Raw genomic sequence first — 24345 nt, 5'->3', positions numbered from 1 at the left:
GATAGTTCCCTCCTTAAAATAATTGATAAAACTTCTCATTCCCCAAAAGCGACAGAAGGATACACCTGACCTATGTATCCCCCTGCCGCTTTTTACTTTTACTATGATGAGACTAATAGCTCAAACCAAATCCTGACCGATAGTAATTACCATCTTCATCGCAGTATGCGTAACTTCCGCCCTTCACGTTCGCCAAAATCTCCGGATCGATATATGCATCTTTGTCATATCCCGGAACATCATTTGGAGAAACACATACTTCCCGCATAACGCCATCCAGTTCCTTTTCTTCGATGCGAATCACCTCTGGAGAAGATACCATTGTCAGGCTCATCTTTCCAGTTGGATTGTACGCTCCGGAGAGAACATCCATCTGTGCTCCCAGCGCATTCTCCATCGCCACCGGACTGACCGTATACTGGAACGTGAGTCCGTCAACATATGGTTCTAACTTATCAAGGATCCACGGATTACATACTACGCAGGTCGCAATCACTTTTCCTCCATTTTGATGAACCATTTCTGCAAGCTTCGAAATCTCTGATACCCCTTTCAATGTCGTGATCGGAACCATCTTTCCAGTTTTCTTCTGGCTTTGGTTGACTTCTCTTTCCTCAAACAATTCTTCATCTACCATCTCGATCACCGGCATTGCATACTGGCGAAAGACCATTCCGTTGCTGATCGGCCACACGTGCAGATATGCATAATCAGCTTCTTTTGGATCATCTATCACGCAGAATCCTCTCTCTGTGAACAACTCCTTCAGTCGCGCTGCAAATGCTTCTTCATCTCCCTTTCCTCCTACGGCAGCGCCCATGGCCTGCGCAAGAGCTGCTCCCGGATCCACTCCTTTGAAGCATGCAATGTAAACTTTTTTGCCCTGTTCCATCGGAAGTACGTTTGCATGATTTTTTGCCAGAACGACTGCCTTCTGATTCGCCTTATATGCCGCCTGTTTCGCATCGTGCAGATTCTCCTCCCGAACCTTGTCTGCATGATCCGGGTCCAGATATGGATTGTCCACCCGTCCTACGCGGAACAGACTAAGTAATCTGTGATAATTAGCGCGATCCAACTCTTCTTTTGCAAGATAGCCTTCTTCCACTGCCTTTACGATATTTTCAGAATCTGAATTTCCTCCGATTACATCTGTTCCGGCAGAAATCGCCTTCGCATACCGCTGCGGTACTGTAAGTTCTTCCACCCCGTATGTCTGTACCGTCGTAATTCCTGAATCTGAGTTTACATATCCTTCAAATCCCATTGTCTCGCGGGCAAGATCTGTGATCAGTTCTTTGCTGTAAGTAGAACCAACCGTCTCACGCGAAGTCAGTCTTCCGCGATAATACTGCTCTTTGCTGCGGCTATCTGCACAGATTCTGGAATAATCCGGCATGATTGCCGATGCTTTCAGATCAAAAGCAGCCTGAAATGGCGGCAGGTGATATTTTTCCATCGATCCCTCCGTCGGATAAAGTCTCCACTGCCCGATCGGCATATGTGGCTCAAATCCATTCTCTGCCGGTCCATCTCCCGGGAAATGCTTCACCGTGATCACGACAGATCCTTCGTTGAGGCCATCTTCTCCGTTCTGATATCCACGAACCAATTCTTTGATGATTCCGCAAGTGATATCCGTACGTTCCCCGTATGTCCCACTATTGCGAGGCCATCTTGGATCTGTCGCCACATCTACCTGAGGACCATACATAATGTTTTGCCCTGCTGCCTTCATCATCTTGCGATCCGTATCCGCCATCTCATATACAAGATCAAAATTACCATCTCCCATCACGGCTGCACCGATTCCGAGGAAATCCGGATAACCGATATTGATTGGATTCGTATGCAGAGAATACGGAATCGCCACGCCATCCTGACATGCCTCATACTCCAGCATCTGTGTCCCTAAATTGTGGTAAAGTGCACTCATGCCCGCTTCTGCACGCATATCACCCCTGTACACTCCGCCCGTCAGTTTCCGTTCCAGTACGTCCGCATCACTGACATTCATCGTGACACCCGGAAGAAACGAAGGTCCCTCTTTTTCTTCTGGATCAAACCGCTTGAAAATCTTCGATGGGATGATCTCTCCCTTCTCATCTTTTGCCTCCTCGCGCGTCATCACCATCGGGGAATTCCACAATGTATTCAGCACCAGACCTGCCTGCTGATCTAACCGCAAGTGCGCAACCATATCTTTGGCGCGTGTCTCATGATCCAGTCTCCAATCCTTGTACGGTGACAGTTCTCCAGAATTGTCCATATCTTTAAAAAACAATCCATCCTTCACAATCACCCCACATGTCGTCACACCGATTGTCGGTCCATTTTCGTTTTCAAAAAATACTGGTTCCAGGTAAACATCATTGATCTGTTCTCCCTCTTCCAGCTGGTATGGTGCAGGAATATACCCGTCTTTCATTTTCTGTATTTCCTCTGCCGCTAATTTTCTTTTTATCATCCACATGTTCTCCTTATCTATTTCTGCTAATTATTGATACAGAACTCTTTCATGATTATACCATAGCCTTTGCACAAAAATCTAGGGATCTTTTCGCCTCGGCGAAGGCTCATATCCCGCCTGACGCAAAGCTGCCGCATTCAATCGCGCTTCCACCTGTTTCTGCTCTTCTTTACTTAACTGTTCCAAGTCGATCTCTTTATCATCCATCACAAGGATCTGTCTTACTTTCACTTTTCTTTTCTCTCCCCGCGTTTCTTTCCAAAAGATATGCAGCGCAGCCTGTCCCGCATGCGAGGTTGTCTGTTATTTTTCTCTCTTTTTGCATATATAATCAAGAGAAGGAGTGATCGCACATGAAAATCGGCGCATTATACGTCCGTGTCAGCACACATAATCAGGATGAATTATCTCCCGATGCACAAATCCGGCTCGGGAAAGAATTTGCCGAAAAAAATAATATCACCATCCCGGAAGAATACATCTTTATAGAAAGCGTCTCCGGAAGAAAAGCAGAAAAGCGCCATGATTTCCAGCGGATGATTGGTCTTGCCAAGACAAAGCCTCGTCCCTTTTCTGTCATCATCGTCTGGAAGTATAGTCGTTTTGCCCGCAATCAGGAAGAATCCATCGTCTATAAATCATTGCTTCGCAGACAGTGCGGGATTGATGTCCTAAGTGTCTCTGAACCACTGGTAGACGGTCCTTTCGGCTCTCTGATCGAACGGATCATCGAGTGGATGGATGAATACTATTCCATCCGTCTCTCGGATGAAGTGAAGCGAGGAATGACCGAAAAAGCACTGCGCGGCGGATATCAGGCGCGACCGCCACTCGGATATAAGATTACCGAGCGCGGAAAACCTCCGGTGATCGTCCCAGAGGAAGCTGCCATCATCCGGATCATCTTTCAGAAGTATGTGGAAGAATGTTGTGGATGCTTTGAAATTGCAAGATTTTTGAATCAACTTGGGTATAGAACTTCCCGGAAGGAACCTTTTGAGCGGAGATCGATCGAGTATATCCTGCAAAACCCAACCTACTGCGGCATGATCCGCTGGAATCGGACGACAAGCGAGACAAATGAAATCAATGAGGAGAAAGACTGGATCATTGCCAACGGGCTGCACGAAGCGATCATCAGCAAAGAATTGTTTGACCGCGCCCAGCAGCGATTGCATTCTGCCCACATGCCAAAAGGAGCCCGCCCTTCCTCTACTTACCACCACTGGCTTGGCGGGCTCTTAAAATGTCCGGTATGCGGCCGCACTATGATCGCCAAAACGATGTATCGGAAATCCAATGGAGAAGCCTATTCCTATTTTGTTTGTTATGGTGTCATCAAGGGCAAATGTACTGCCAAAAACAGTGTCAGTTCTCTTCTATTGGAGCCCGTTGTCCTTCAAGCATTGCAGGATGTTTTCCACACAAAGGAAATCACTTATATGAAAAGGGAACCGACACGAAAACAAGAAATGGTTGATGAGCGAAAACTCTTATCCGAACAGTTAAAGCAACTGGAACAAAAAGAAAAGCGAATCAAGGCAGCCTATCAAAACGGCATTGATACTTTAGAAGAATACAAAGAAAACAAAGAGCTCCTTAGAAATGAGCAGAAACAGCTGGAACTACGTCTCAGCGATTACCAGCCTTCTTCGCCGGCAAATTTTCCCAAAAAAGAGCAAGCCTGCCAGAAGCTTCACACCATCTGCGATGTGCTTTTTTCTGAGACCTTTTCAGATTCACAGAAGAACGAGGTGCTCAGAAGTATCATCCAGAAAATGGTTTATGACAAACCGCAGGATGTCCTTACGATTTACTACCATCTCCCAGATTCGTAAAATACTGTGGCTGCCGGCTTTTCAAGTCGTTTGCATGTCGCTTCCATAAGGATGACCCAATGGGGATCGAAAGCGCTTGGAGACCAGGGCTATTCCCCAATCGAAATTCTCCGTTATTATTACGGTGACAATATGTATATCAATACCGCACAGGAGATTTCCGGCATCCCTTCTTCCTGGCCGGGATATGTGTTAGAAAACGGCTCTTCCGGCAATAAAGTGCGACAGATGCAGGAGGAATTAAATGTCATTGCAGGTGCTTATCCGGCCATTCCGAAGATCACCGTAGATGGCATCTATGGACCAGCCACCGCTGCATCTGTAAAAAAATTCCAATCGGTCTTCGGTCTTCCGGCAACAGGAACCGTAGACTATCGGACATGGTATAAAATCTCCGAGATTTATGTTGGTGTTTCCCGTATCGCAGAACTGGTGTAGCAATAACAGAACTGGTCACGGAATTGTTCTGACTCCGTGATCAGTTTCGCTTCTCTGCGCGAAGGCGCACCCCTTGTCCCATTCCCGGTTCCTTTCCATTCAGAACGTATTTCTTTAATGCTCTCTGCAAAGAAGTATGTTCTGGATATTCCTCTTTTTGTTCGCAAATTACCCCAAACACCCGCTGTTCCGCCTGACGGAACGGATAGACAATCCCATAATTTTCAAATAGCCCCATAAATTTTATAATATTGGAATCTTCTCCTAACAGCTCCTTTAATTTCGGGGAAACCAACCAGGACTCACAGACAAATGCCTCGAATGTTTCCTGGAAAAAATTTTCTGCCCGCTCGAAGGCGTCCATGCATGTCTCTATATCTAACCTTCCATCTTCCGGTATATGTACATTTAAAACTTTTGTTCCTTCCGGTAAGGTATACTTCTCCGTCTCAATCGCTTTCTCCAGACGGATTGGTTCAAACTGAAGTCTGCCAAGCCGGAAGATCTTTAATTCCAGCGGAAGGCTCAGCCACTCACACTCCGTCAGTCCACAAATACCATACTTTTTTTTGCATTCCTCATTCCAAATCCGGAAATCGGAAAACGTATCAAAATAAACCTGGTCAGCAATTCCTTTCTCCTGAAAGGTTTCATATACTTCCACTGCCATGCGGATGTAAAGGACAAGTGCAAACACACGCCAGTTTTCTTCCTCTTTTAAGCGGGCAAAAAACCGCTTTTTGTCTTCTTGAAACTCTCTTTTGTAACTGGTATACACCGTATCCTCTATGGAAAACTGTTCTACCTGCTGTATGGATGCTTCATCCATTCCGATCTTTTCACAAAATTCTCGCATTGTCATCTATCTTTCCCTCTCTTTTCCGTATCTATTTTTTTGATTGCCCCCTCTTCATCCAAATGCTACAATAAATCTGAATTTACAATTTTTATGCGAAAGGGGTGTTTCTTCTATGGAACATGCAATCCATAACATTTCACCGATTTATAACAGTGACTCACAAATATTAATCTTAGGGAGTTTCCCTTCTGTCAAATCCCGGGAAGCACAGTTCTTCTATCATCATCCACAGAATCGCTTCTGGAAGCTGTTGGCAGCGCTTTCTCATGAGGATGTTCCGGTTACGATTGCAGACAAGAAAGCATTTCTTTTCAGGAACCGTATTGCAATATGGGATGTCATTGCCTCCTGTGAGATTGAAGGTTCCAGTGACAGCAGTATCCGTAATGTGATCCCAAATGACATCTCCAGAATTCTGCGGGATGCTCCGATCCGGCAGATCTACACAAACGGCGGTACTGCCTTTAAGCTTTATGAAAAATACTGTCTGCCTCTCACCAGACAAAAAGCGATCCGGCTCCCTTCTACCAGTCCTGCCAATGCGGCATATTCCCTGGAACGACTGATCTTAGAATGGTCTGTATATTTAAAAGAGACATTGGAATAATTAGTTCCAGTGTCTCTTTTTTCTTCCCAATATTCCTCAGCAGATCATCAATCTACCTTAGAGTACCCGTAGCTGTTTACAATCGCTTCCACCGGTCTTCCCTCTTTGCACATCGGACAATCATGAGGAGCATATGCCCGGTAATCCGGAACATCGCTGCTCGTAAAAATTGTATTGATCTTCATTCCCGCAATTTTTGTCACAGCGCTGAAAATAGAGCAGATTCCACAGACACTGCCTCCATAGTACAGCACGGACTCAATCGCTTTGGAAATGGTCTTCCCTGATGTCACTGAGGCAGCCAGTATCAATACCTGCTGATTTTTGATCATCCGCTGCTTGTTATCCCGGAACACGATCTGTCCTGCCTGATGAAATTCCGGCGTGATTACAGAAATATTGTTTTTACTGCTCATGGACATCGTGGTACTGTCCGACAAAATCTCTGCCAGAAATGTTCCAATTACTTCCGTCTCATCCAGACAGACGATCGTATCGACCATAGTTGTCGTCAAATATTCCTTTGCAAGTTCTTTCGCCGCTTCGCGGGCATTGTTGTGCCGTGTCTTCACTGTAGACATATCAATATAGGTATTGATGTGTGAATTTCCCGTCGCAAAATGTCCTTGCAGGATTTTGATACGCGCCTTTGGATTCTTAGATGAACGTAAATCTTTCAACTTTAATTCCATTGTGCTTCCCTCCCAAACACTATTTTGTCAGATTTCTTTTATCAATACTCTTATATTAGCACAATTTTTATATTCTTGCACCTAGAACTTTTTTACATTTTACTAAACTGCCGGATTTCTACACGATTCCCTGTGCATTCATTGCATCTACTACTTTCTCAAAGCCTGCAATATTGGCACCTGCCACATAATTTCCTTCCACACCGTATTTTTTCGCTGCGTCTGTCATATTGTGGCAAATGTTGATCATGATTCCTTTCAGCTTGCTGTCCACCTCTTCAAAGGTCCAGCTTAACCGCTCGCTATTCTGGGACATCTCAAGCGCAGATGTGGCAACTCCGCCTGCATTGGCTGCTTTTCCCGGTGCAAAAAGCACACCATTCTTCTGAAGATATTCGGTAGCTTCCATTGTCGTCGGCATGTTTGCTCCTTCCGCCACCGCGATACAGCCATTTGCTACAAGCATCTTTGCATCTTCCAGATGCAGTTCATTCTGTGTTGCACATGGAAGAGCGATATCAACCTTCACTGACCATACTCCGGTTCCTTCCTGATACTTCGCATTTGGGCGATATTTTGGATATTCCGTCAGACGCTCCCGCTTCACTTCTTTGATCTCTTTTAATGCTGCTACGTCAATTCCGTCCGGATCATACACCCATCCGGTAGAATCGCTGACCGTCACAACTTTTGCCCCGAGTTCCTGTGCTTTTTCTGTCGCATAGATCGCCACATTTCCCGCACCTGACACTGCTACAGTTTTCCCTGCAAGTTCGATTCCGTTGAGTTTTAACATTTCCTCTGTCAAATATAACAGACCATATCCGGTTGCCTCTTTTCTTGCAAGAGATCCCCCGTAACTTAATCCTTTTCCAGTCAGCACGCCTTCATATACACCACGGATTCTCTTGTATTGTCCAAACAGATACCCGATCTCTCTTGCTCCTGTTCCGATATCTCCGGCAGGTACATCGGTATCGGCTCCAATATATTTACATAATTCTGTCATAAAACTCTGGCAGAATGCCATCACTTCCCGATCTGATTTCCCTTTTGGGTCAAAATCAGATCCACCTTTTCCTCCGCCAATCGGAAGTCCGGTCAGAGAGTTTTTAAATACCTGCTCGAATCCTAAAAATTTGATGATCCCAAGGTTGACAGATGGATGCAGACGAAGTCCTCCCTTATACGGTCCGATCGCGCTGTTGAACTGCACGCGGTACCCAGTGTTCACCTGTACCTGTCCTTTGTCATCTACCCACGGCACCCGGAATTTAAACTGTCTTTCCGGCTCTACCAATCTCTCGAGAAGGGCTTCTCTTCGGAACTTCTCTTCATTTGCTTCTACTACAATTCTGAGAGATTCCAGCACTTCCTTTACCGCCTGATGAAATTCCGGCTCCGCCGGGTTCTTTCTCACTACTAACTCAATGACTTCATCTACATATGACATCTTCATTACCTCCTCAGATATAAAATCAGCCGCACAGAAAAACTCCTGCGCGGCCTCATTGCCTTGTTTACTTTGACATTATAATGTTATGCTCTGTAAAAGTCAAGCAATTTTTCACTTTGACTTTCCTCTTCGTTATTTATTTGAAGTATGCAACACCAGATTCGAAGATCTTCAGATCTTGTTCTCCGTAAATATTGACTGCAACCGATTTTCCTCTTCGTTCTGAGTGAGCCATCTTACCAAGCACACGTCCATCCGGACTTGTGATTCCTTCGATCGCACAGTAAGAACCATTTGGATTCCATTCCTCATCCATTGTCACTGTGCCATCAAGATCACAGTACTGTGTTGCCACCTGACCGTTTGCGAAAAGCTGTTTTAATACCTCTTCGGAAGCTACAAAGCGACCTTCTCCATGAGATGCCGGATTTGTGTAAACTCCGCCAAGTTCTGCCTGCTGCAGCCATGGTGATTTATTTGTTACGACTTTGGTGTATACCATCTTGGAAATATGGCGTCCGATTGTATTGTATGTCAATGTCGGAGAATTCTCTGTCTGTCCACAGATTGTTCCGTATGGCACCAGACCAAGTTTGATCAATGCCTGGAATCCGTTACAGATACCAAGTGCAAGTCCGTCACGCTCATGCAATAATTTTTCCACTGCTTCTTTTAACTTCGCATTCTGGAATGCTGTTGCAAAGAATTTTGCAGAACCATCCGGCTCATCTCCGGCGCTGAATCCACCTGGGAACATGATCATCTGTGACTGTGCAATCGCCTTCTCAAACTCTGCTACAGAGTCACGGATATCTTCTGCATTTAAGTTCTTGAATACTTTTGTGATCACCTTTGCCCCTGCACGCTCAAATGCCTTCTTACTGTCGTACTCACAGTTTGTACCTGGGAATACTGGAATGAAGACTGTAGGCTGTCCAATCTTATGTGTACAGATATGGATATCACTTGTACGATACAGTCCGTTTTCGATCACTGCTTTTTCAGATGCCGGCTGCACATCGATGTTCTGCATCTTTTGTTTTTCTTCTGAAACAGTCGGGAATACGCTTTCCAAAGTTCCTTTCCATGCAGTCACTGCTTCATTCAAACTAAGCTGCATCTCTCCATAGGAGATTGTGTTGTCTGCTGTCACTTCTCCAAGGAGTGTATAAGAAATAGAAAGTTCTTCAAGTCTTTCTGCCGGTACTTCTGCGATCAGATCCCCGAATGCCGGTGCAAACAGTTCACGCTTATCAATTGTTTCTTCCAGTTTTACACCCATGCCATTTCCAAATGCCATCTTACTTACCGCTGCTGCAATTCCGTGTCTGTCCAGCGCATAGGCAGAAACAATCTTGCCACTGTGGATATCTTCTGCAAATTTTGCATACTGATCTTTTAAGCTTGCATATACTGGAAGTTCATAGTGATCCTGTTCCATCCGAAGCCATACTAACTTATTTCCTGCTTTCTTAAGCTCTGGTGTAATGATCTCATGGTCGTGTGCCACATCCACTGCAAAAGAAACTAATGTTGGCGGAACATCAATATCCTGGAACGTTCCGGACATACTGTCCTTTCCACCGATCGACGGCAGTCCCAGACCAAGCTGTACATCATATGCACCGAGCAACGCTGCAAACGGCTGGCTCCATCTCTTTGGATCTTCTGTCATTCTGCGGAAGTATTCCTGGAACGTAAGACGGATCTTACTGTAATCTCCACCATTTGCCACGATTTTTGCAACGGATTCTACCACTGCATAGACTGCTCCGTGATATGGGCTCCAAGTAGATAAATATGGATCAAATCCATAGCTCATCATTGTCACAGTATCACAAGTTCCTTCCTGCACCGGAAGTTTTGCAACCATACTCTGTGTCTCTGTCATCTGATATTTTCCACCGTGTGGCATAAAGACAGAACCTGCTCCGATGGAACCGTCAAACCGTTCTACAAGACCTTTCTGCGAGCATACATTTAAATCTTTTAACGTTGCGATCCATTTTTCTTTGACATCTTTTACTTCTTCTCTCACGAAAAGACTTCCCGCTCTGTCCGGAATTTCCACAGTAACTGCTGTTTCCTGATGTGCTCCGTTTGTATCTAAGAACGCACGGGAAATATTGACAATCTCTTTTCCTCTCCAAGAAAGTACCAGACGCGGTTCCTCTGTCACAACTGCCACTTCCACGGCTTCCAGATTCTCTTCTTTCGCATATGCAAGGAACTGTGCCACATCTTTCGGATCTACGACAACTGCCATACGCTCCTGAGATTCTGAAATGGCAATCTCTGTTCCATCTAACCCTGCATATTTTTTCGGTACTTTATCTAAATCTACCCGCAGACCATCTGCAAGTTCTCCGATCGCAACAGACACTCCGCCTGCTCCGAAGTCATTACACTTTTTGATCAGGCGGCTGACTTCCTCTCTGCGGAACAGTCTTTGAATCTTCCGTTCTGTCGGTGGATTTCCCTTCTGTACTTCTGCTCCACATGTCTCAATAGATTCTTCTGTATGTACTTTAGAAGAACCAGTCGCACCGCCACATCCATCACGTCCGGTACGTCCACCGAGCAGTACAATGATATCTCCCGGATCAGATGTCTCACGGATCACCGCTCTTCTAGGTGCAGCTCCTAATACTGCTCCGATCTCCATACGCTTTGCAACATAGTTCGGATGGTAAATCTCTTTGACTGCTCCTGTGGCAAGTCCGATCTGATTTCCATAAGAGCTATATCCATGGGCAGCCTCTGTCACCAGTTTTTTCTGTGGAAGCTTTCCTTTCATCGTATCTTTCACAGATACGGTCGGATCTGCCGCACCTGTTACGCGCATTGCCTGATAAACGTAAGTACGTCCTGAAAGCGGGTCACGGATTGCTCCGCCAAGACAAGTTGCAGCTCCTCCAAATGGTTCGATCTCTGTCGGATGATTGTGTGTCTCATTCTTGAAGTTGACAAGCCACTCCTCTTCCTTTCCATCTACGACCACCGGAACAACGATACTGCACGCATTGATTTCATCGCTCTCTTCCTGATCATTTAATTTTCCTTCTTTTTTGAGTTTTCTCATTGCCATCAGGGCAAGATCCATCAGACATACGAATTTGTCCTCACGCCCTTTAAAAATCTCTGAGCGGTCTTCCAGATATCTCTCATAAGTCTTTACGAGAGGTTCTTTGTAATCTCCATCTTCAAATGTAACTTCTTTTAATTCTGTGGAGAATGTTGTATGGCGGCAGTGATCTGACCAGTATGTGTCTAACACACGAATCTCTGTCATCGTTGGATCTCTGTCTTCTTCCCCTTTAAAATATCCCTGAATATGAAGGAAATCTTTGAACGTCATTGCAAGCCCAAGAGAATCATATAACTCCTTTAATTCTGTCTCCGGCATCTCTTTGAACCCGTCAAAAATCTTCACATCTTCCGGTTCCTCAAACACTGTGACAAGTGTCTCCGGCTTGTCCATCCCTGTCTCTCTGGAATCGACTGGATTGATGCAGTGACTCTTGATCGCTTCAAATTCAGCATCTGTAATCTCTCCTTCGATCACATATGTTGTTGCAGTCTTGATCACTGGTGTCTCATCTTCTTTGATAAACTGTACACACTGTACTGCTGAATCGGCTCTCTGATCAAATTGTCCCGGAAGAAACTCTACGGAAAAAACTCTGCTTCCTTCCTTCATTGGGAATTCTTCTCTGTATAAAATATCTACCGGCGGCTCTGAGAAAATACCATTGCAGGCTGTCTCAAAAGTCTCGTCAGAAAGATTCTCAATATCATAGCGGTTCAGCACACGGATTCCTGTAATTGTCTGAATGCCAAGATAACTTTTTGCTTCGTGCTGTAATTCCTTTGCCTGCACAGCAAATTCCGGTCTCTTTTCTACATATACACGTTTTACACTACTCATAATATCCTCCATTTCGTCTGATACTTTCTTCTATTTGTATCCTACCACAATTCAAATCATTAGTATAATTAATATAACTTAATTTACTTATAAGAAATATTAATGCTATGATTTTTTCTTCACTCCGCTCCGTCTCCAGAGTGTCCCGGCACCCCACAGAATTAACAGACTCCCTATGAAAATCACTCCGATCCGAATCACCATATCAAAGAAAAATCCTTCCGGCAGCATCCGGATCAGCAAATCCGTAGCCGGATCCAGCAGCCACAGATCATTGTTAAAAAAGATCTTGTGGAACAACACGAAATACTTATTGAAATCAATCGCGACCAACCCTCCAAACACTGCTGCCACCCCAAGGAACAGACTGACTGCCCATCCATACATCTGAGGTAAAATCTCTCTTAAATTTCCTTTCTGAAAAAGAATCAGCAAAACTGCTGCTGCGAAAATCACAAAGGCGACTCTGCGGATCTGTATCCCTCCGAGAAACAGTCCTTGTACATCTTCCATATGAAGCTTTTCCCGTTCATTAAAGAACATCCCTTCCTCTCCGGCGATCACAGTCTTTACTTCCAGATTTTTCCTGTCTCCTCTCAGATATGCCATCATCTCTTCAGTCACATCCATCACATCCTGCATCTCCATCTCCAGATCATCCAGTACTTGATACTTCTCATATTCCTTCTGGTACCATCCATAATCGCTATAAATTGCGATTTCAAAACTTGTGATCAACATGGCCACGATCATCGCCATTGCCGCCACCAGACCAAAAATTTTTTGCATTCTTCACCTCATCTCTCTGCCAGACATTATATCCTTCTCAAATATAGTTCCATGCTTTCTTCTTAAGTATACCAGTTTTTGGCATCGAATTCCAGAAAAATGGACTATGCTGTGTTTACTTTCTCGAAAACTTCTGTTGACATTTTCCTAAAATCCTCTTATTCTTATAAATATAAAATACTTATAAGGAGAACTAATGATGGACATCAATTACGAATTATATAAAGTCTTCTACTATGTAGCAACGACTCTCAGCTTCTCAGAAGCTTCCAAGCAGCTCTTTATCTCCCAGTCGGCAGTGAGCCAGTCGATCAAAGCTTTGGAAAAAAAGCTGGATCAGACCCTTTTCATCCGGAGTACCAAACGAGTCCAGCTCACCCCGGAAGGTGAGATCCTGCTGCGCCATGTAGAACCAGCAATGAATTTGATCAAGCGCGGAGAATCCCAGCTGATGGATTCTGCCACAACCGGAGGACAGATCCGCATCGGCGCCAGTGATACGATCTGCCGCTATTTTCTTGTCCCTTATTTGAAGCGCTTCCACAAGGAATTTCCAAACGCACATATCAAGGTGACCAACCAGACTTCCATCAAATGTGTGGAACTGCTTGAGACCGGACAAGTCGATCTGATCGTGACCAACTATCCGAACAGCTATCTCAGCAGTCTGACTACAGTCAAAAAAATCAAAAACTTTAAAGATGTTTTTATTGCCAATGAATCTTTCAGTGAACTGAAAGAGCGGAAACTCTCCCTGAAAGAACTCCTCCAATACCCGATTCTAATGCTGGACCGAAAGAGTACGACAAGTGAGTTCCTGCACAGCCTGTTCCAGCAACACCAGCTGGATCTTGTACCGGAGATCGAGCTGAGTAGTAATGATCTGTTGATCGACCTTGCAAGCATCGGGCTTGGCATCGCTTTCATCCCGGACTACTGTATTCCGCACAAATCCGACAATCTTTTTATTGTAGAAACTGATGAAGAACTTCCGACAAGACAGCTTGTCATCGCGCACAATCATCACGTGCCTTCTTCCAAGGCAGCGCTGGAATTTCTCAATTACTTTACACCACTGGAAGAAGTCTAAGGCACTGGTCTCTTCCTAAAACCTAAAAGAGCTATTGGTATCGTCTTATATATTTCTGCTCCTCATTTGGATTCCCAATCTACCATCCAAGTGAGGAGTATTTTTTCTTCTTCCCATGCTCTCTTTACATTTCCTGATCCCAAAACTTCATCATACTTTTCTCTGCAGTCTTAAGTGTCCCAATTTCATAATCATCCCACTCTCTTGGGAACACCTCCTGATACTGCCTTTCTAAAAAGCGCTCATCCAACAGCAAAATAACACCTCTGTCCTCTGCCGTCCGTATGACACGCCCGGCTGCCTGCAACACTTTATTCATTCCCGGATAGAGATAGGCGTAAGAAAACCCATTCTCCCCGTTCCGATCAAAATATTGCTTTAAAATTTCACGTTCATTGCACACTTGCGGAAGCCCTGTTCCAACTAGGAAAGCCCCGATCAGCCGTTCTTCTGTCAGATCAATTCCTTCAGAAAAGATTCCTCCCATCACGCAAAATCCAATCAGGCTTTCGCTCCGGTCTTGATCAAATGCCTGGAGAAATGCCTCTCGCTTCTCTTCATCCATCGACTGTTCCTGGACAATGCAGATGACATCCTCCGTCTGATAACGCTGAAACTTCTCATATACCTCTTCCAGAAAACGATACGACGGAAAAAATGCAATGTAATTTCCTTTCTTCACCTGAAGCGCAGCTGCAATATAGGACGCAAACCGCTCATACATCTGGCCTGTTCGTCTTGTATACTTTGTACTGACATCTGTCCCAACAAACAACTTCCGCCGTTCTTTTTGAAATGGCGATGGTGCATAGACCGCATAGTCTTCCTTTTCCACACTCAAAAGCTTCTTATAGTAGCGGATTGGAAGCATCGTTGCAGAAAAAAAGATAGTACTGTTTCCTCTGTATAAATACTCCTGGAGATTCACTGCCGGATTGACACAAAATAATTTTAGAAGAAAACTGTCGTCTGTTTCCAACTCTGTATAAATGACATAGTGCTCATCCAAAATATCATAAATATTTAAGAATGCCCTCACATGAAAATACAACTCCAGTAACTGCTCCCTCACTTCCTCTGCCTCTGTTTCTTCCAAAAAACGCTCCAGTTCCGACATCAAGTTCATGAGGCTGACCGCGATATGGCCCACCGAAGTGTATTCTCGATATGACTCACATTCTCTCTTCAACACAAGAAACTGCTGATTACATATTTCCAGTTTTCTCGTCAATTTCCGGTCCATTCCCTTCACCAGCCTTTTCGCTGTAAGAAACTCTTCTTTATAAAGGGCGGCGCTGTACATCTCCCTGGCACGTTCCACGAGATTATGCGCCTCGTCAATCAAAAATAAGTAGTCTTCTTTTCCTCCCTCTGAAAAGAATCTTCTTAGATGGGCATTCGGATCAAACACATAATTGTAATCACAGATAACGGCATCTACCCACAGCGCCACATCCAAAGACATCTCAAAGGGGCACACTTCATGTTTTCTCGCATATTCCTCTATATTTGATCTGCTCATATCGTCTGTCGATGTCAGCAGATCAAAAACTGCATCATTTACTCTGTCGTAATGCCCTTTGGCATATGGACACGCTTCCGGATTGCACACCGCCTCTTCGCAGAAACAGATTTTCTCTTTCGCCGTCAACGTGATCACTTTATAGCGCAGCTTCTGCTTTTTCAGTGTCTGAAAGGCCTGCTCCGCTACTGTCCTTGTGATCGTCTTCGCTGTCAGATAAAAAAGCTTATCTCCCAACCCTTCTCCGACTGCTTTCACCGCCGGAAACACCGTCGCCATCGTCTTTCCGATCCCGGTAGGCGCCTGTATGAAAAGTTTCTTTTTCCTTAAAATAGTCCGATACACAGACATCGCAAGTTCCTTCTGCCCTTCCCGGTATGCATATGGAAACTGAATCTGTCGGATGGACTCTCTGGAAACTTTTCTCCACTCCATCTGAAATTTTGCCCACTTTTCATATCTTTTGATCACATCTTCCATCCAGGTTTTCAATTCTTCTATGGAAAACGTCTGCAAAAATCTTTTGATTTCCTCTGTCTCCATCTGACAATATGTCATTTGGATCCGGATCTCTTCCAGATGATTCTGTGATGCATACATATATGCATAACACTTAGCCTGCGCCAGATGCACTGCGACTGGTTCCTCGATATACTTTAACTCTCTGAGAACCCCTTTGATCTCATCAATGACAATCTCATCTTCCCGCTTAATAATTCCATCTGCCCTTCCTTCGAGACAAAGTGTGAATCCTTCGCACAAAACTTCCATTTTCAAAGGTACTTCTGCATGGTAATCCGATCCCATCTGTCTTTGGATCTTTCTGTGGATTCTTGCCCCAAGCTGCATCTGCTCTTTATCCGCTCCTGCCGTCCGCCGCTGATCAATATCTCCCTCTCTTAAAATAAACTCCACAAGATTCCGGACAGAAATCTTTACTGTCTCACTCATCCCTCTCTACCGCCTCTTTCTTATCCATGGACATTTCTATACAGGAATGGCGGCATACTCCTATCGGAATATCCCGCCACCTGTGAACTTTGATGTGATGTATTATGCAACACAAAATCTCTGAAGAACATCTTCAAATGCTGTATCTTTTCCGTAAAAGCGAACCGTCAATACTTGCGTCAAATCAAGGCTTAACACACCGAGAATCGACTTCGCATCTATAATTCTTCTATTATGAAATATATCGATATCAAAATCACATTTTTCTGCTGTTCTTACAAAGTCTCTCACATCTTCATTTGCTGATAATCTAATCTTCCATTTCTGTTCCATTACCAACACCCCTTTCCAATGGATTGTTTGTATAGCACGGAACCCATTATGTCACCATTTTCTCAGAAAGTCAACTAGAAAACTCTCCAAAATTTGGGGAATCCGACCGTTCTTCTTTACTAAACTCCACCAAATTTGTTCGAAAACGAAGCGGAAGATTTTGATTCTGTAATGCGCGGTTCTCCCTCTCTGCAACACTGATGCTCTGGACAAATTCTTTCCACAATGCCTCATAGTCCATCTCTTCTTCTGAAAATCCACCGGCAATATTCTGAGCACTCCCAGAATCTCCCTTCATGCACATATACTGCTGCAAAAAGTAATATCTTTTCCCCTTCTCGTGAATCAGAAACACTTCATGGGTCTTGTCATAAATGACCCAGTTTTCCTGTGGAAAGCGATCTGCAAAGTGTTCTGCAATACACGGAAGTACTGCATGCTTTGGCTCAATTTTTGCAAACAGTGTCTTATTCTTTAATTCCCGAAATCTCACAAAACCTTTGTAATGATGTGCTTCGTTTGCCACCTGCCGGTACATTCCAAAAACAGCTCTGACTGCCTCATTTCCCAAATGTTCCATCAACCGATCTTTCCTAGATAATTTCTTCGCCTCGAGCATTGCACGAAATACCATCTCCGCCTTTCTTCTGTCCGCCGATAACAATGCATAAGAGATTTTCTCATAGACGTCCGCCCCAAGATTTTTTTGAATCATGCGGATAACAACAAGTGCCTTTCTTTCCTCCGCCTTACAGAAAATATATTCGCAGAACAATCGTCTTTCAAAACTATCTCCCACTTCCAGACCCGCCTCTTCCGCTGTCATTTTTCTCTTCCACACCTCATAGATGCCTGAAAAGATCCCGGTCAGGCTATCTTCACAAACGTAAATAATTCTCATCCTGCCACCTTTTCCTTTAATTCACTCTCATCCAAAACAGCTAAACATCCAAGACTTCCGTCCATCCGATTGATTTCCCGAAAATTTACATCATCAAACAATGATAACTGACGATAATTCATATTTCTGACAGAATCCGGCAAGCTCTCTTTTGTCTGAAGGAGATTTCTTGTAATATAATCCTCTTCTATCCGTACCTGACCAAACATTTTGCCATTACAAGTCAGAAAATATAGCGCTCTTTTTAATACGACTCCCATTTTCTTTAAATCTTCAAAGGAAAGGCTGCCCATTCTCCTTGCTTTTACAATACGCTCCGCTGACTTGTAACCAATCCCCGGCACTCTAAGCAATGTAAAATAATCTGCTTGGTTTACCTCTACCGGAAAATACTCTAAATGCTTCAGTGCCCAGTTACACTTCGGATCCAGTAAAACATTGAAATTCGGTTGCTGTTCATCTAACAATTCTTCCGCCCGAAATCCATAATACCGCAAAAGCCAATCTGCCTGATAAAGACGATGCTCCCTCAAAAGAGGAGGCCCCTGCTCCCCCGCTGCCGGAAGCGCCTTATCTTCATTGACGTGTACAAATGCAGAATAAAATACTCGCTTTAGATCAAACTTCTGGTACAGTGACTCTGCCACACGCATAATCTGAAAATCAGTCTCTGGTGTCGCACCAACGATCATCTGAGTACTCTGTCCTGCCGGCACAAACTTTGGCGCACTGCGGTATAGCTGAATCTCCTGCCGATTCTCTGACATCCCATTCTGTACTAACCGCATCGGTGTAAGTATATTTTTTCTGGATTTGTGTGGGGCAAGTTGCCTGAGCCCCTCTGCTGTCGGAAGCTCCAAGTTGACACTCATACGATCTGCGAGGAATCCCGCACGGGCAATCAGGCGCTCATCTGCTCCGGGAATTGCCTTCACATGAATATATCCTTGAAAGTGGAATTCATTTCGCAATTTCCAGAGTGTGGTCACAATCTGCTCCATCGTCTCGTTGGGACTTTTCCAAATTCCCGAACTCAAAAACAATCCTTCAATATAATTTCTCCGGTAAAACTCCATCGTCAGCCGGCATACCTCCTCCGGGGTAAAGGAAGTCCTTTCTACATCATTGGATGCACGATTGATACAGTATTTGCAGTCATAGATACACTCATTTGTAAAAAGAATCTTCAGAAGTGAGATACATCTCCCATCCGCAGAAAAACTGTGACAGATCCCTGCTTCCTCGCAGCTCCCGATTCCGTTTCCATCCCCCCTCCGGCTCGTTCCGCTAGATGTGCATGCCACATCATATTTCGCCGCATCCGACAGAATCCTCAGCTTCTCATATAGTGACTTCTGCCCACCAAAGAGTGCCGGAACTGTCCCGAAAGTTCTTCCTATCGGCTGTGTGGTCATACTCCTTTGTATCTCTGATTTTCCTAGTATCTGTCCCTGCATCTGACTCTTCCTCTCCCTTCTTTTTCAAACATTTGTTCGGAACATCTGTTTGTTTTATCTTATCACAAGGAACATATGTTTGCAATAGTTGTTTTGTTTTTCGCACAAAGAAACTGCGCAGCCTTTCTTTGTCGAAAAGCGGCGCAGCTTCCTATGTAACTCTTCCTTATGAAATTAATACTTCTGCTGCATCTTTCAGATAATCATTTGTCACTTCATAGAACTTTTCTTCTTCTACGACAGATGCCAGCTTCGGATCTAATGGCATTTTTCCTAATACCTTTACTCCAAGTTCTTCTGCGGTCTCTTCCACATGGCTTTCTCCAAAAACCGGAATTTTCTTCCCGCAATCCGGGCATTCCAGATAACTATAATTCTCTACGATTCCAAGTACCGGCACATCCATCTGCTTCGCCATGTAGTAGGCTTTCTTTACGATCATCTGCACAAGATCCTGCGGAGATGTAACAATGATAACTCCATCTACCGGAAGGGACTGGAATACAGTCAGCGGCACGTCACCTGTTCCCGGAGGCATATCTACAAAGAGATAATCCAAATCTCCCCATAATACTTCATTCCAGAACTGTGTCACAACACCTGCGATGATCGGACCTCTCCAGATCACCGGTGTATCCTCACTGTCTAACAAAAGATTGACTGACATGATTCTCGTCTCATCTTTCGCAATACACGGAAACATTCCCAATTCATTTCCCACCGCATGCTCATGGATTCCATACATCTTTGGAATCGACGGTCCTGTAATATCTGCATCAAGAATTCCGACAGAGTATCCCTGTTCGCGCATCATACGGGCAAGCGAAGCTGTCACCATCGACTTTCCGACACCGCCTTTTCCACTTACGACACCGATTACTTTTTTTACATGGGTATACTCATTTGGAGCTACCTTCATGCTCTCCTTCTGTTTGCTTGGACAGCTGTCTGCATGTGCACAGCTGGAACAGCTTTCCGGAGAACATGAACCATTATTTTGTTCTTCTGCCATCTCTACTTCTCTCCTTACTCTATCTCCGCAAAGTCCGCCACAAAAATGGCTTCCCATTGCTTCGCTATTACTCTTTTTATTGTAGCACTTTCTCCTCGCATTTATCAACAGATTTTTCCTATAACGCACGAAACAGCATGCTTTTTTCGCTTATAATTGCTACTTTTTGTTTTATTTTCATATTTTTATTGACACTTTGTCATTCTGATGGTATATTTTGTATAATTTTATTTGTAATATTTTTGTAATATTTTTGTCATATTTTATTTTTGTATTCTGCGGATTTGCCTTGTGTCCGGAGATGAAATCGCTTTTCATACAACTACAGGAGGAATAGTTATGATTCATATTTCCCATCTCACAAAAACATTTTGCTCGGCATCTGCTCTGTCCAACGTCAATCTGGAAATTCCTGACAATGCTATTTTCGGGCTTCTTGGCACAAATGGTGCAGGGAAAAGTACGTTGCTCCGTATTCTTGCCGGAATTTTGAACGCGGATTCTGGAGAAATTTTCATAGACGGAGAAAAACTTACTGATACTTCCAAAGTGCGTCAGATGATTTTTTATCTGTCCGATGACCAATACTATTTCTCTGGCGCCACCCCACAGACAATGCTCTTTTTTTACGAAAAGATGTATCCCGGTTTTGACAGGGAACGATTTCTGAAACTGTTATCCGATTTTCAGCTGGATTCCACAAAAAAACTCCACACCTTCTCCAAGGGAATGAAAAAACAGGTGTTCCTGATTGCCGGAATCTGCTGCAATGCCCCTATCCTGCTCTGCGATGAAGTATTCGACGGTCTGGATCCTGTTGTTCGACAATCTGTGAAAAATTTACTGCAAAATGAACTCCGCTGCCGTCCATTTACTCCTGTCATTGCTTCCCACAATCTCTCAGAACTGGAAGGATTGTGCCACCATATCGGAATCCTGCACCGGGGTGGGATTCTTCTCTCCAGAGAAATCACAGCACTTGAATATGGAGTCCACAAATTTCAGTGCGTCTTTTCTTCGGATGAACGAGAATTTCTTTTCCACGCACTTACCATCCTCCGCTACGAACAGCGTGGGTTCCTGACAACCATGCTTGTCCGCGGAGATTTCAGCGAGATACAGACCATCCTTGCATCCCGCTCTCCTGTCTGCTATGAATCGCTCCCTTTGTCACTGGAAGAAATATTTATTTACGAAACAGAAAGGATTGGCTATGACATCAAAGAACTTATCTATTAACTATCAAAAATTAGAACGTACACAGAGACTTTGGGCATTCTGGCTCCTTCTTTACCTTGCAGCCATGTCTGTCCTTTCCTTTACCTTTGAAATGTTCTCTCTATCGGATTACCATGCCGTCACTGCCGATATGATCGGAGTGCCCGATGTGCGTTCTTTTTGCTTTACAGTATTTTCCGCTGTTTTTTGTGGAATTCACGGATTTTTATATTTGCACTCCCGAAAAAAAGCAGACTTTTTTCTCAGCCTCCCACTTTCCAGAAAACAGTTGTTTTTCGCCTCTTACTGGAACGGGATTCTGTTTTATCTGATCCCATTTGCCGCCTACAAACTGATCTCCTTTGTGATTGCTGATGTCAGTGGGCAGATTTTAAGCAGGAACACAGCACTTTTTCATCTGTCCTGCTCCCTGCTTCTTTCTTTTTGGGGGTTTCTGTTACTTTATCATACGGTTATTCTCGGGATGCTGCTGTGCGGGAAATTGGCAGTCAGTCTTCTGGCAATTCTGCTTCTTTTCTTTTATGGCACTTATGCGGTGATTTTTCCAGTAGAACTCTATTGCCGGATGTTTTTCCAGACCTTTTACCGTTCGGAACTGTTACTGACTTTCAAAGATAACGCCTCGCCTTTTTGCCTCTATCAGTCTCTTGTGCGGACAGCAACCGATGGGAGTTGGCAGCTTTCTTCTCATCTGGCACAAATGGTTCTTCTGTTGTCTCTCTGTGTCTGCTCACTTGTATTGGACGTATATTTATTCCAAAAACGTTCAGCAGAATCTATCGAAAGTACTCTTGCATTTCCTACCTATGCCAAATACATCCGCCCCCTCCTCGCAGTCCCTGCGGCACTTTACTGCGGTTTCTTTCTTCAGAAATCGGCACCGGATCCTGCCTCTTATGTCTGGCTCTTTGTCGGGATTGCATTCGGCGCAGTAACCGCCCATAGTCTTTTCCAAATCAGCTTTTTGGGAAACGTCAGAAGTTTTTTGCAAAATAAGAGGGCTCTGCTCTTCAGTCTTTCGCTTTCTGCCGCCATCGCCTGCATCTTTATATTTGATTTGTTTTCTTATGACAGCTTTCTTCCATCCCGAAAGAACGTCGCCTCCATGGCAGTAAGCATTGACGGAGTTGACACAAACGATACCTATGCAGCTCCGCCAGAAGCTGCTTTGCAGGAAATGCATCTTCAAGGAGATTCTCTGAATACAGCCTACACCTGGTGCCAGTCACTATCCGCCTCAGAACGAATAGCAGAAACTAGCTATACTTCCGCTGTTATTTTATATCGTACTACTTCCGGGCAAAATATTTACCGACGCTATCCAATTGCCGATCCCGATGTTCTGTTCGCTTTTGATCCAGTCTATACGTCGGACAAATATAAAAAAGGAATGTTTCCTCTTCTGTCAGGTATCGGACATACTGCCAAAAGAAATCTCATCTGGTCCGATGGTATTTCTCATTATGTATTGGATCTTAACACAGAAGAAAAGGAAGAGCTCCTTTCCATCTATTCTGAGGAAATGATATCGCTCTCCCTTTCTACTTTGCAAACAGAATTTCCCTGTGGCTCTCTAACGCTTGCTTACCCTCGCACAGACACCGGGGATGGTGGTCTGATCTACCCTTCCTTTCACCGGACGATCAACTACCTGAAGGCCCACCAGATCCCTGTCCAAAATACAATTGAAAACTATATGCTGGTCAGCGCAGAACGTTTCCGCATTTTAGAAAATGGCTACCGCGCAAGCGAAGCTCTCTACGAGTCTGAGGAGGACCTTACAAAACTGGCTTCACAGCTTGTCGTCCGTGATTTTGCCGTCAACCCTCTCCTCTATCCGGTAAATCCGTCCTGCGAAATTCTTCTGAAGACGAAGGATCCCTCCTCCGGTTCCATTCTGGAAGCAGACTGTGCACTGAGAAAATAATCACTACGCTTCTTGTTTTTCTTCTCCTTGTCTCTTTCTGCGGCAGAACACAAACATAAAGATTCCTGCGGCCAGCGTAAAGATAGAAATAAACTGTGATGTAGACATTACGCTGATCGTTCCTCTCGGGTCATTTCGCAACATCTCGATCAGGAATCTTCCGACACTGTAAAAGATCAGATACATCGCTGTGACAACTCCTTTGTGTTTCACACGCTTTGCCAAAAAGATCAAGATAAAAAAGTGTGCAAAATCAGCTACACTGGAAATCAACTGTGTCGGAATCAGTGCAACTTCATTTGGTGCAAACGGAGAATTGTGGAACGTAATTCCGTACCATGCATTTGTCTCACGCCCATAACAGCATCCTGCAAGGAAGCATCCGATTCTTCCAAATCCCTGTGCAAATGCGATGGATGGAACTGCAAGATCAAAGTAAGCCAAAATATCTATCTTCTTTATCTTTGCATAAATGTATGCTCCCAAAATTCCTCCGATGATCCCGCCATATACAACAAATCCTTCGGATACATTCAGCAGCAGCGATGGATCTTTGATGATCTCCTTGATCTCTGTCAGATAAAACAACAGCTTTGCCCCGAGAATTCCCGCCAGCAATCCCCAGGCTCCCATATAGAAAATCGCATCCGGGTCTAATCCGTAATTTTTCGCTCTCTTCTGTGCCACAACAAAGGTCAGGATCACACCGAGGGCAATCATCAGCCCATAGCTGTACACTGTGACCGGACCTGCTTCAAATAAAATGTATTTCATTTTCTTTCCCTTTCTGATCATTCTTTTTGTATTTTGCGCCCGCGCGCCTCTGACTGCTATTA

At 44.3% G+C, this 24345-nt stretch carries 18 protein-coding genes and 1 pseudogene; 6 read left to right on the top strand and 13 right to left on the bottom strand.

Annotated elements, in window-relative coordinates; genetic code table 11:
* Positions 1-112: 112 nt before the first annotated feature.
* Both ACGG81_RS06415 and ACGG81_RS06410 read right to left on the bottom strand, forming a co-directional pair.
* Positions 113-2467 carry a glycoside hydrolase family 3 N-terminal domain-containing protein gene (locus ACGG81_RS06415; protein WP_336304893.1) on the bottom strand — a complete coding sequence of 785 codons (2355 nt, stop codon included), beginning with the start codon at positions 2465-2467 and terminating at the stop codon, positions 113-115.
* A gap of 81 nt (positions 2468-2548) precedes the next feature.
* Positions 2549-2701 (bottom strand): hypothetical protein, encoded by a 153-nt coding sequence (locus tag ACGG81_RS06410; protein WP_165851609.1) that lies wholly within the window; start codon positions 2699-2701, stop codon positions 2549-2551.
* A 122-nt stretch (positions 2702-2823) separates the two neighbouring features.
* Between ACGG81_RS06410 and ACGG81_RS06405 the strand changes: the two genes are divergently transcribed.
* Positions 2824-4308 carry a recombinase family protein gene (locus ACGG81_RS06405; RefSeq protein ID WP_390110182.1) on the top strand — a complete coding sequence of 495 codons (1485 nt, stop codon included), beginning with the start codon at positions 2824-2826 and terminating at the stop codon, positions 4306-4308.
* Between the two features lie 51 nt (positions 4309-4359).
* Positions 4360-4746 (top strand): annotated as a pseudogene (locus tag ACGG81_RS06400) (peptidoglycan-binding protein); the annotation flags it as partial.
* Between the two features lie 40 nt (positions 4747-4786).
* On the opposite strand, the gene ACGG81_RS06395 reads toward ACGG81_RS06400, so the two are convergent.
* Complete coding sequence (locus ACGG81_RS06395) at positions 4787-5608, bottom strand: acyltransferase domain-containing protein (RefSeq protein ID WP_117576438.1); 822 nt, start codon at positions 5606-5608, stop codon at positions 4787-4789.
* A gap of 109 nt (positions 5609-5717) precedes the next feature.
* Between ACGG81_RS06395 and ACGG81_RS06390 the strand changes: the two genes are divergently transcribed.
* Complete coding sequence (locus ACGG81_RS06390; RefSeq protein WP_016439040.1) at positions 5718-6212, top strand: DNA-deoxyinosine glycosylase; 495 nt, start codon at positions 5718-5720, stop codon at positions 6210-6212.
* A gap of 47 nt (positions 6213-6259) precedes the next feature.
* On the opposite strand, the gene ACGG81_RS06385 is transcribed toward ACGG81_RS06390, so the two are convergent.
* The 4 genes from ACGG81_RS06385 to ACGG81_RS06370 all read right to left on the bottom strand — a co-directional run bounded on the left by ACGG81_RS06385 (position 6260) and on the right by ACGG81_RS06370 (position 13077).
* A complete protein-coding gene (locus ACGG81_RS06385; protein WP_009261667.1) occupies positions 6260-6904 on the bottom strand; it encodes an orotate phosphoribosyltransferase in 645 nt (214 codons plus the stop codon).
* 118 nt (positions 6905-7022) lie between these two features.
* Complete coding sequence (gdhA, locus tag ACGG81_RS06380) at positions 7023-8357, bottom strand: NADP-specific glutamate dehydrogenase (RefSeq protein WP_009261666.1); 1335 nt, start codon at positions 8355-8357, stop codon at positions 7023-7025.
* A 139-nt stretch (positions 8358-8496) separates the two neighbouring features.
* Entirely contained in the window at positions 8497-12288 is a 3792-nt protein-coding gene (locus ACGG81_RS06375) for a phosphoribosylformylglycinamidine synthase (RefSeq protein WP_390110177.1), read from the bottom strand.
* 105 nt (positions 12289-12393) lie between these two features.
* Entirely contained in the window at positions 12394-13077 is a 684-nt protein-coding gene (locus ACGG81_RS06370) for a TIGR01906 family membrane protein (RefSeq protein WP_390110174.1), read from the bottom strand.
* A gap of 199 nt (positions 13078-13276) precedes the next feature.
* On the opposite strand from ACGG81_RS06370, the gene ACGG81_RS06365 reads away from it, so the two are divergent.
* Complete coding sequence (locus tag ACGG81_RS06365; RefSeq protein WP_336304978.1) at positions 13277-14167, top strand: LysR family transcriptional regulator; 891 nt, start codon at positions 13277-13279, stop codon at positions 14165-14167.
* Positions 14168-14291: 124 nt separating this feature from the next.
* On the opposite strand, the gene ACGG81_RS06360 is transcribed toward ACGG81_RS06365, so the two are convergent.
* The 5 genes from ACGG81_RS06360 to ACGG81_RS06340 all read right to left on the bottom strand — a co-directional run bounded on the left by ACGG81_RS06360 (position 14292) and on the right by ACGG81_RS06340 (position 20343).
* Positions 14292-16640 carry an ATP-dependent DNA helicase gene (locus ACGG81_RS06360; RefSeq protein WP_390110171.1) on the bottom strand — a complete coding sequence of 783 codons (2349 nt, stop codon included), beginning with the start codon at positions 16638-16640 and terminating at the stop codon, positions 14292-14294.
* 102 nt (positions 16641-16742) lie between these two features.
* Positions 16743-16973, bottom strand: coding sequence for an HPr family phosphocarrier protein (locus tag ACGG81_RS06355; RefSeq protein WP_008975922.1), 231 nt, complete (start codon positions 16971-16973; stop codon positions 16743-16745).
* 70 nt (positions 16974-17043) lie between these two features.
* A complete protein-coding gene (locus ACGG81_RS06350; RefSeq protein ID WP_390110168.1) occupies positions 17044-17874 on the bottom strand; it encodes a TIGR03915 family putative DNA repair protein in 831 nt (276 codons plus the stop codon).
* A complete protein-coding gene (locus ACGG81_RS06345; protein ID WP_009261660.1) occupies positions 17871-19331 on the bottom strand; it encodes a putative DNA modification/repair radical SAM protein in 1461 nt (486 codons plus the stop codon). The genes ACGG81_RS06350 and ACGG81_RS06345 overlap by 4 nt, the downstream gene beginning before the upstream one ends.
* Before the next feature lie 166 nt (positions 19332-19497).
* Positions 19498-20343 (bottom strand): Mrp/NBP35 family ATP-binding protein, encoded by an 846-nt coding sequence (locus ACGG81_RS06340; RefSeq protein ID WP_009261659.1) that lies wholly within the window; start codon positions 20341-20343, stop codon positions 19498-19500.
* 339 nt (positions 20344-20682) lie between these two features.
* On the opposite strand from ACGG81_RS06340, the gene ACGG81_RS06335 reads away from it, so the two are divergent.
* Complete coding sequence (locus ACGG81_RS06335) at positions 20683-21582, top strand: ABC transporter ATP-binding protein (RefSeq protein ID WP_120092285.1); 900 nt, start codon at positions 20683-20685, stop codon at positions 21580-21582.
* Positions 21557-23509 (top strand): DUF6449 domain-containing protein, encoded by a 1953-nt coding sequence (locus ACGG81_RS06330; protein ID WP_390110163.1) that lies wholly within the window; start codon positions 21557-21559, stop codon positions 23507-23509. Before ACGG81_RS06335 ends, ACGG81_RS06330 begins: the two co-directional genes overlap by 26 nt.
* A gap of 3 nt (positions 23510-23512) precedes the next feature.
* Here the strand turns inward: ACGG81_RS06330 and ACGG81_RS06325 are convergent, their stop codons facing one another.
* Positions 23513-24283 carry a prolipoprotein diacylglyceryl transferase gene (locus ACGG81_RS06325; RefSeq protein WP_016440426.1) on the bottom strand — a complete coding sequence of 257 codons (771 nt, stop codon included), beginning with the start codon at positions 24281-24283 and terminating at the stop codon, positions 23513-23515.
* Between the last annotated feature and the right edge of the window lie 62 nt (positions 24284-24345).

This window comes from Faecalimonas umbilicata (assembly GCF_042846195.1).
Taxonomy (GTDB): domain Bacteria; phylum Bacillota; class Clostridia; order Lachnospirales; family Lachnospiraceae; genus Faecalimonas; species Faecalimonas umbilicata.
The sequence above is the reverse complement of the archived record's forward strand: the minus strand, read 5'-3'. Positions and strand labels throughout refer to the sequence as shown.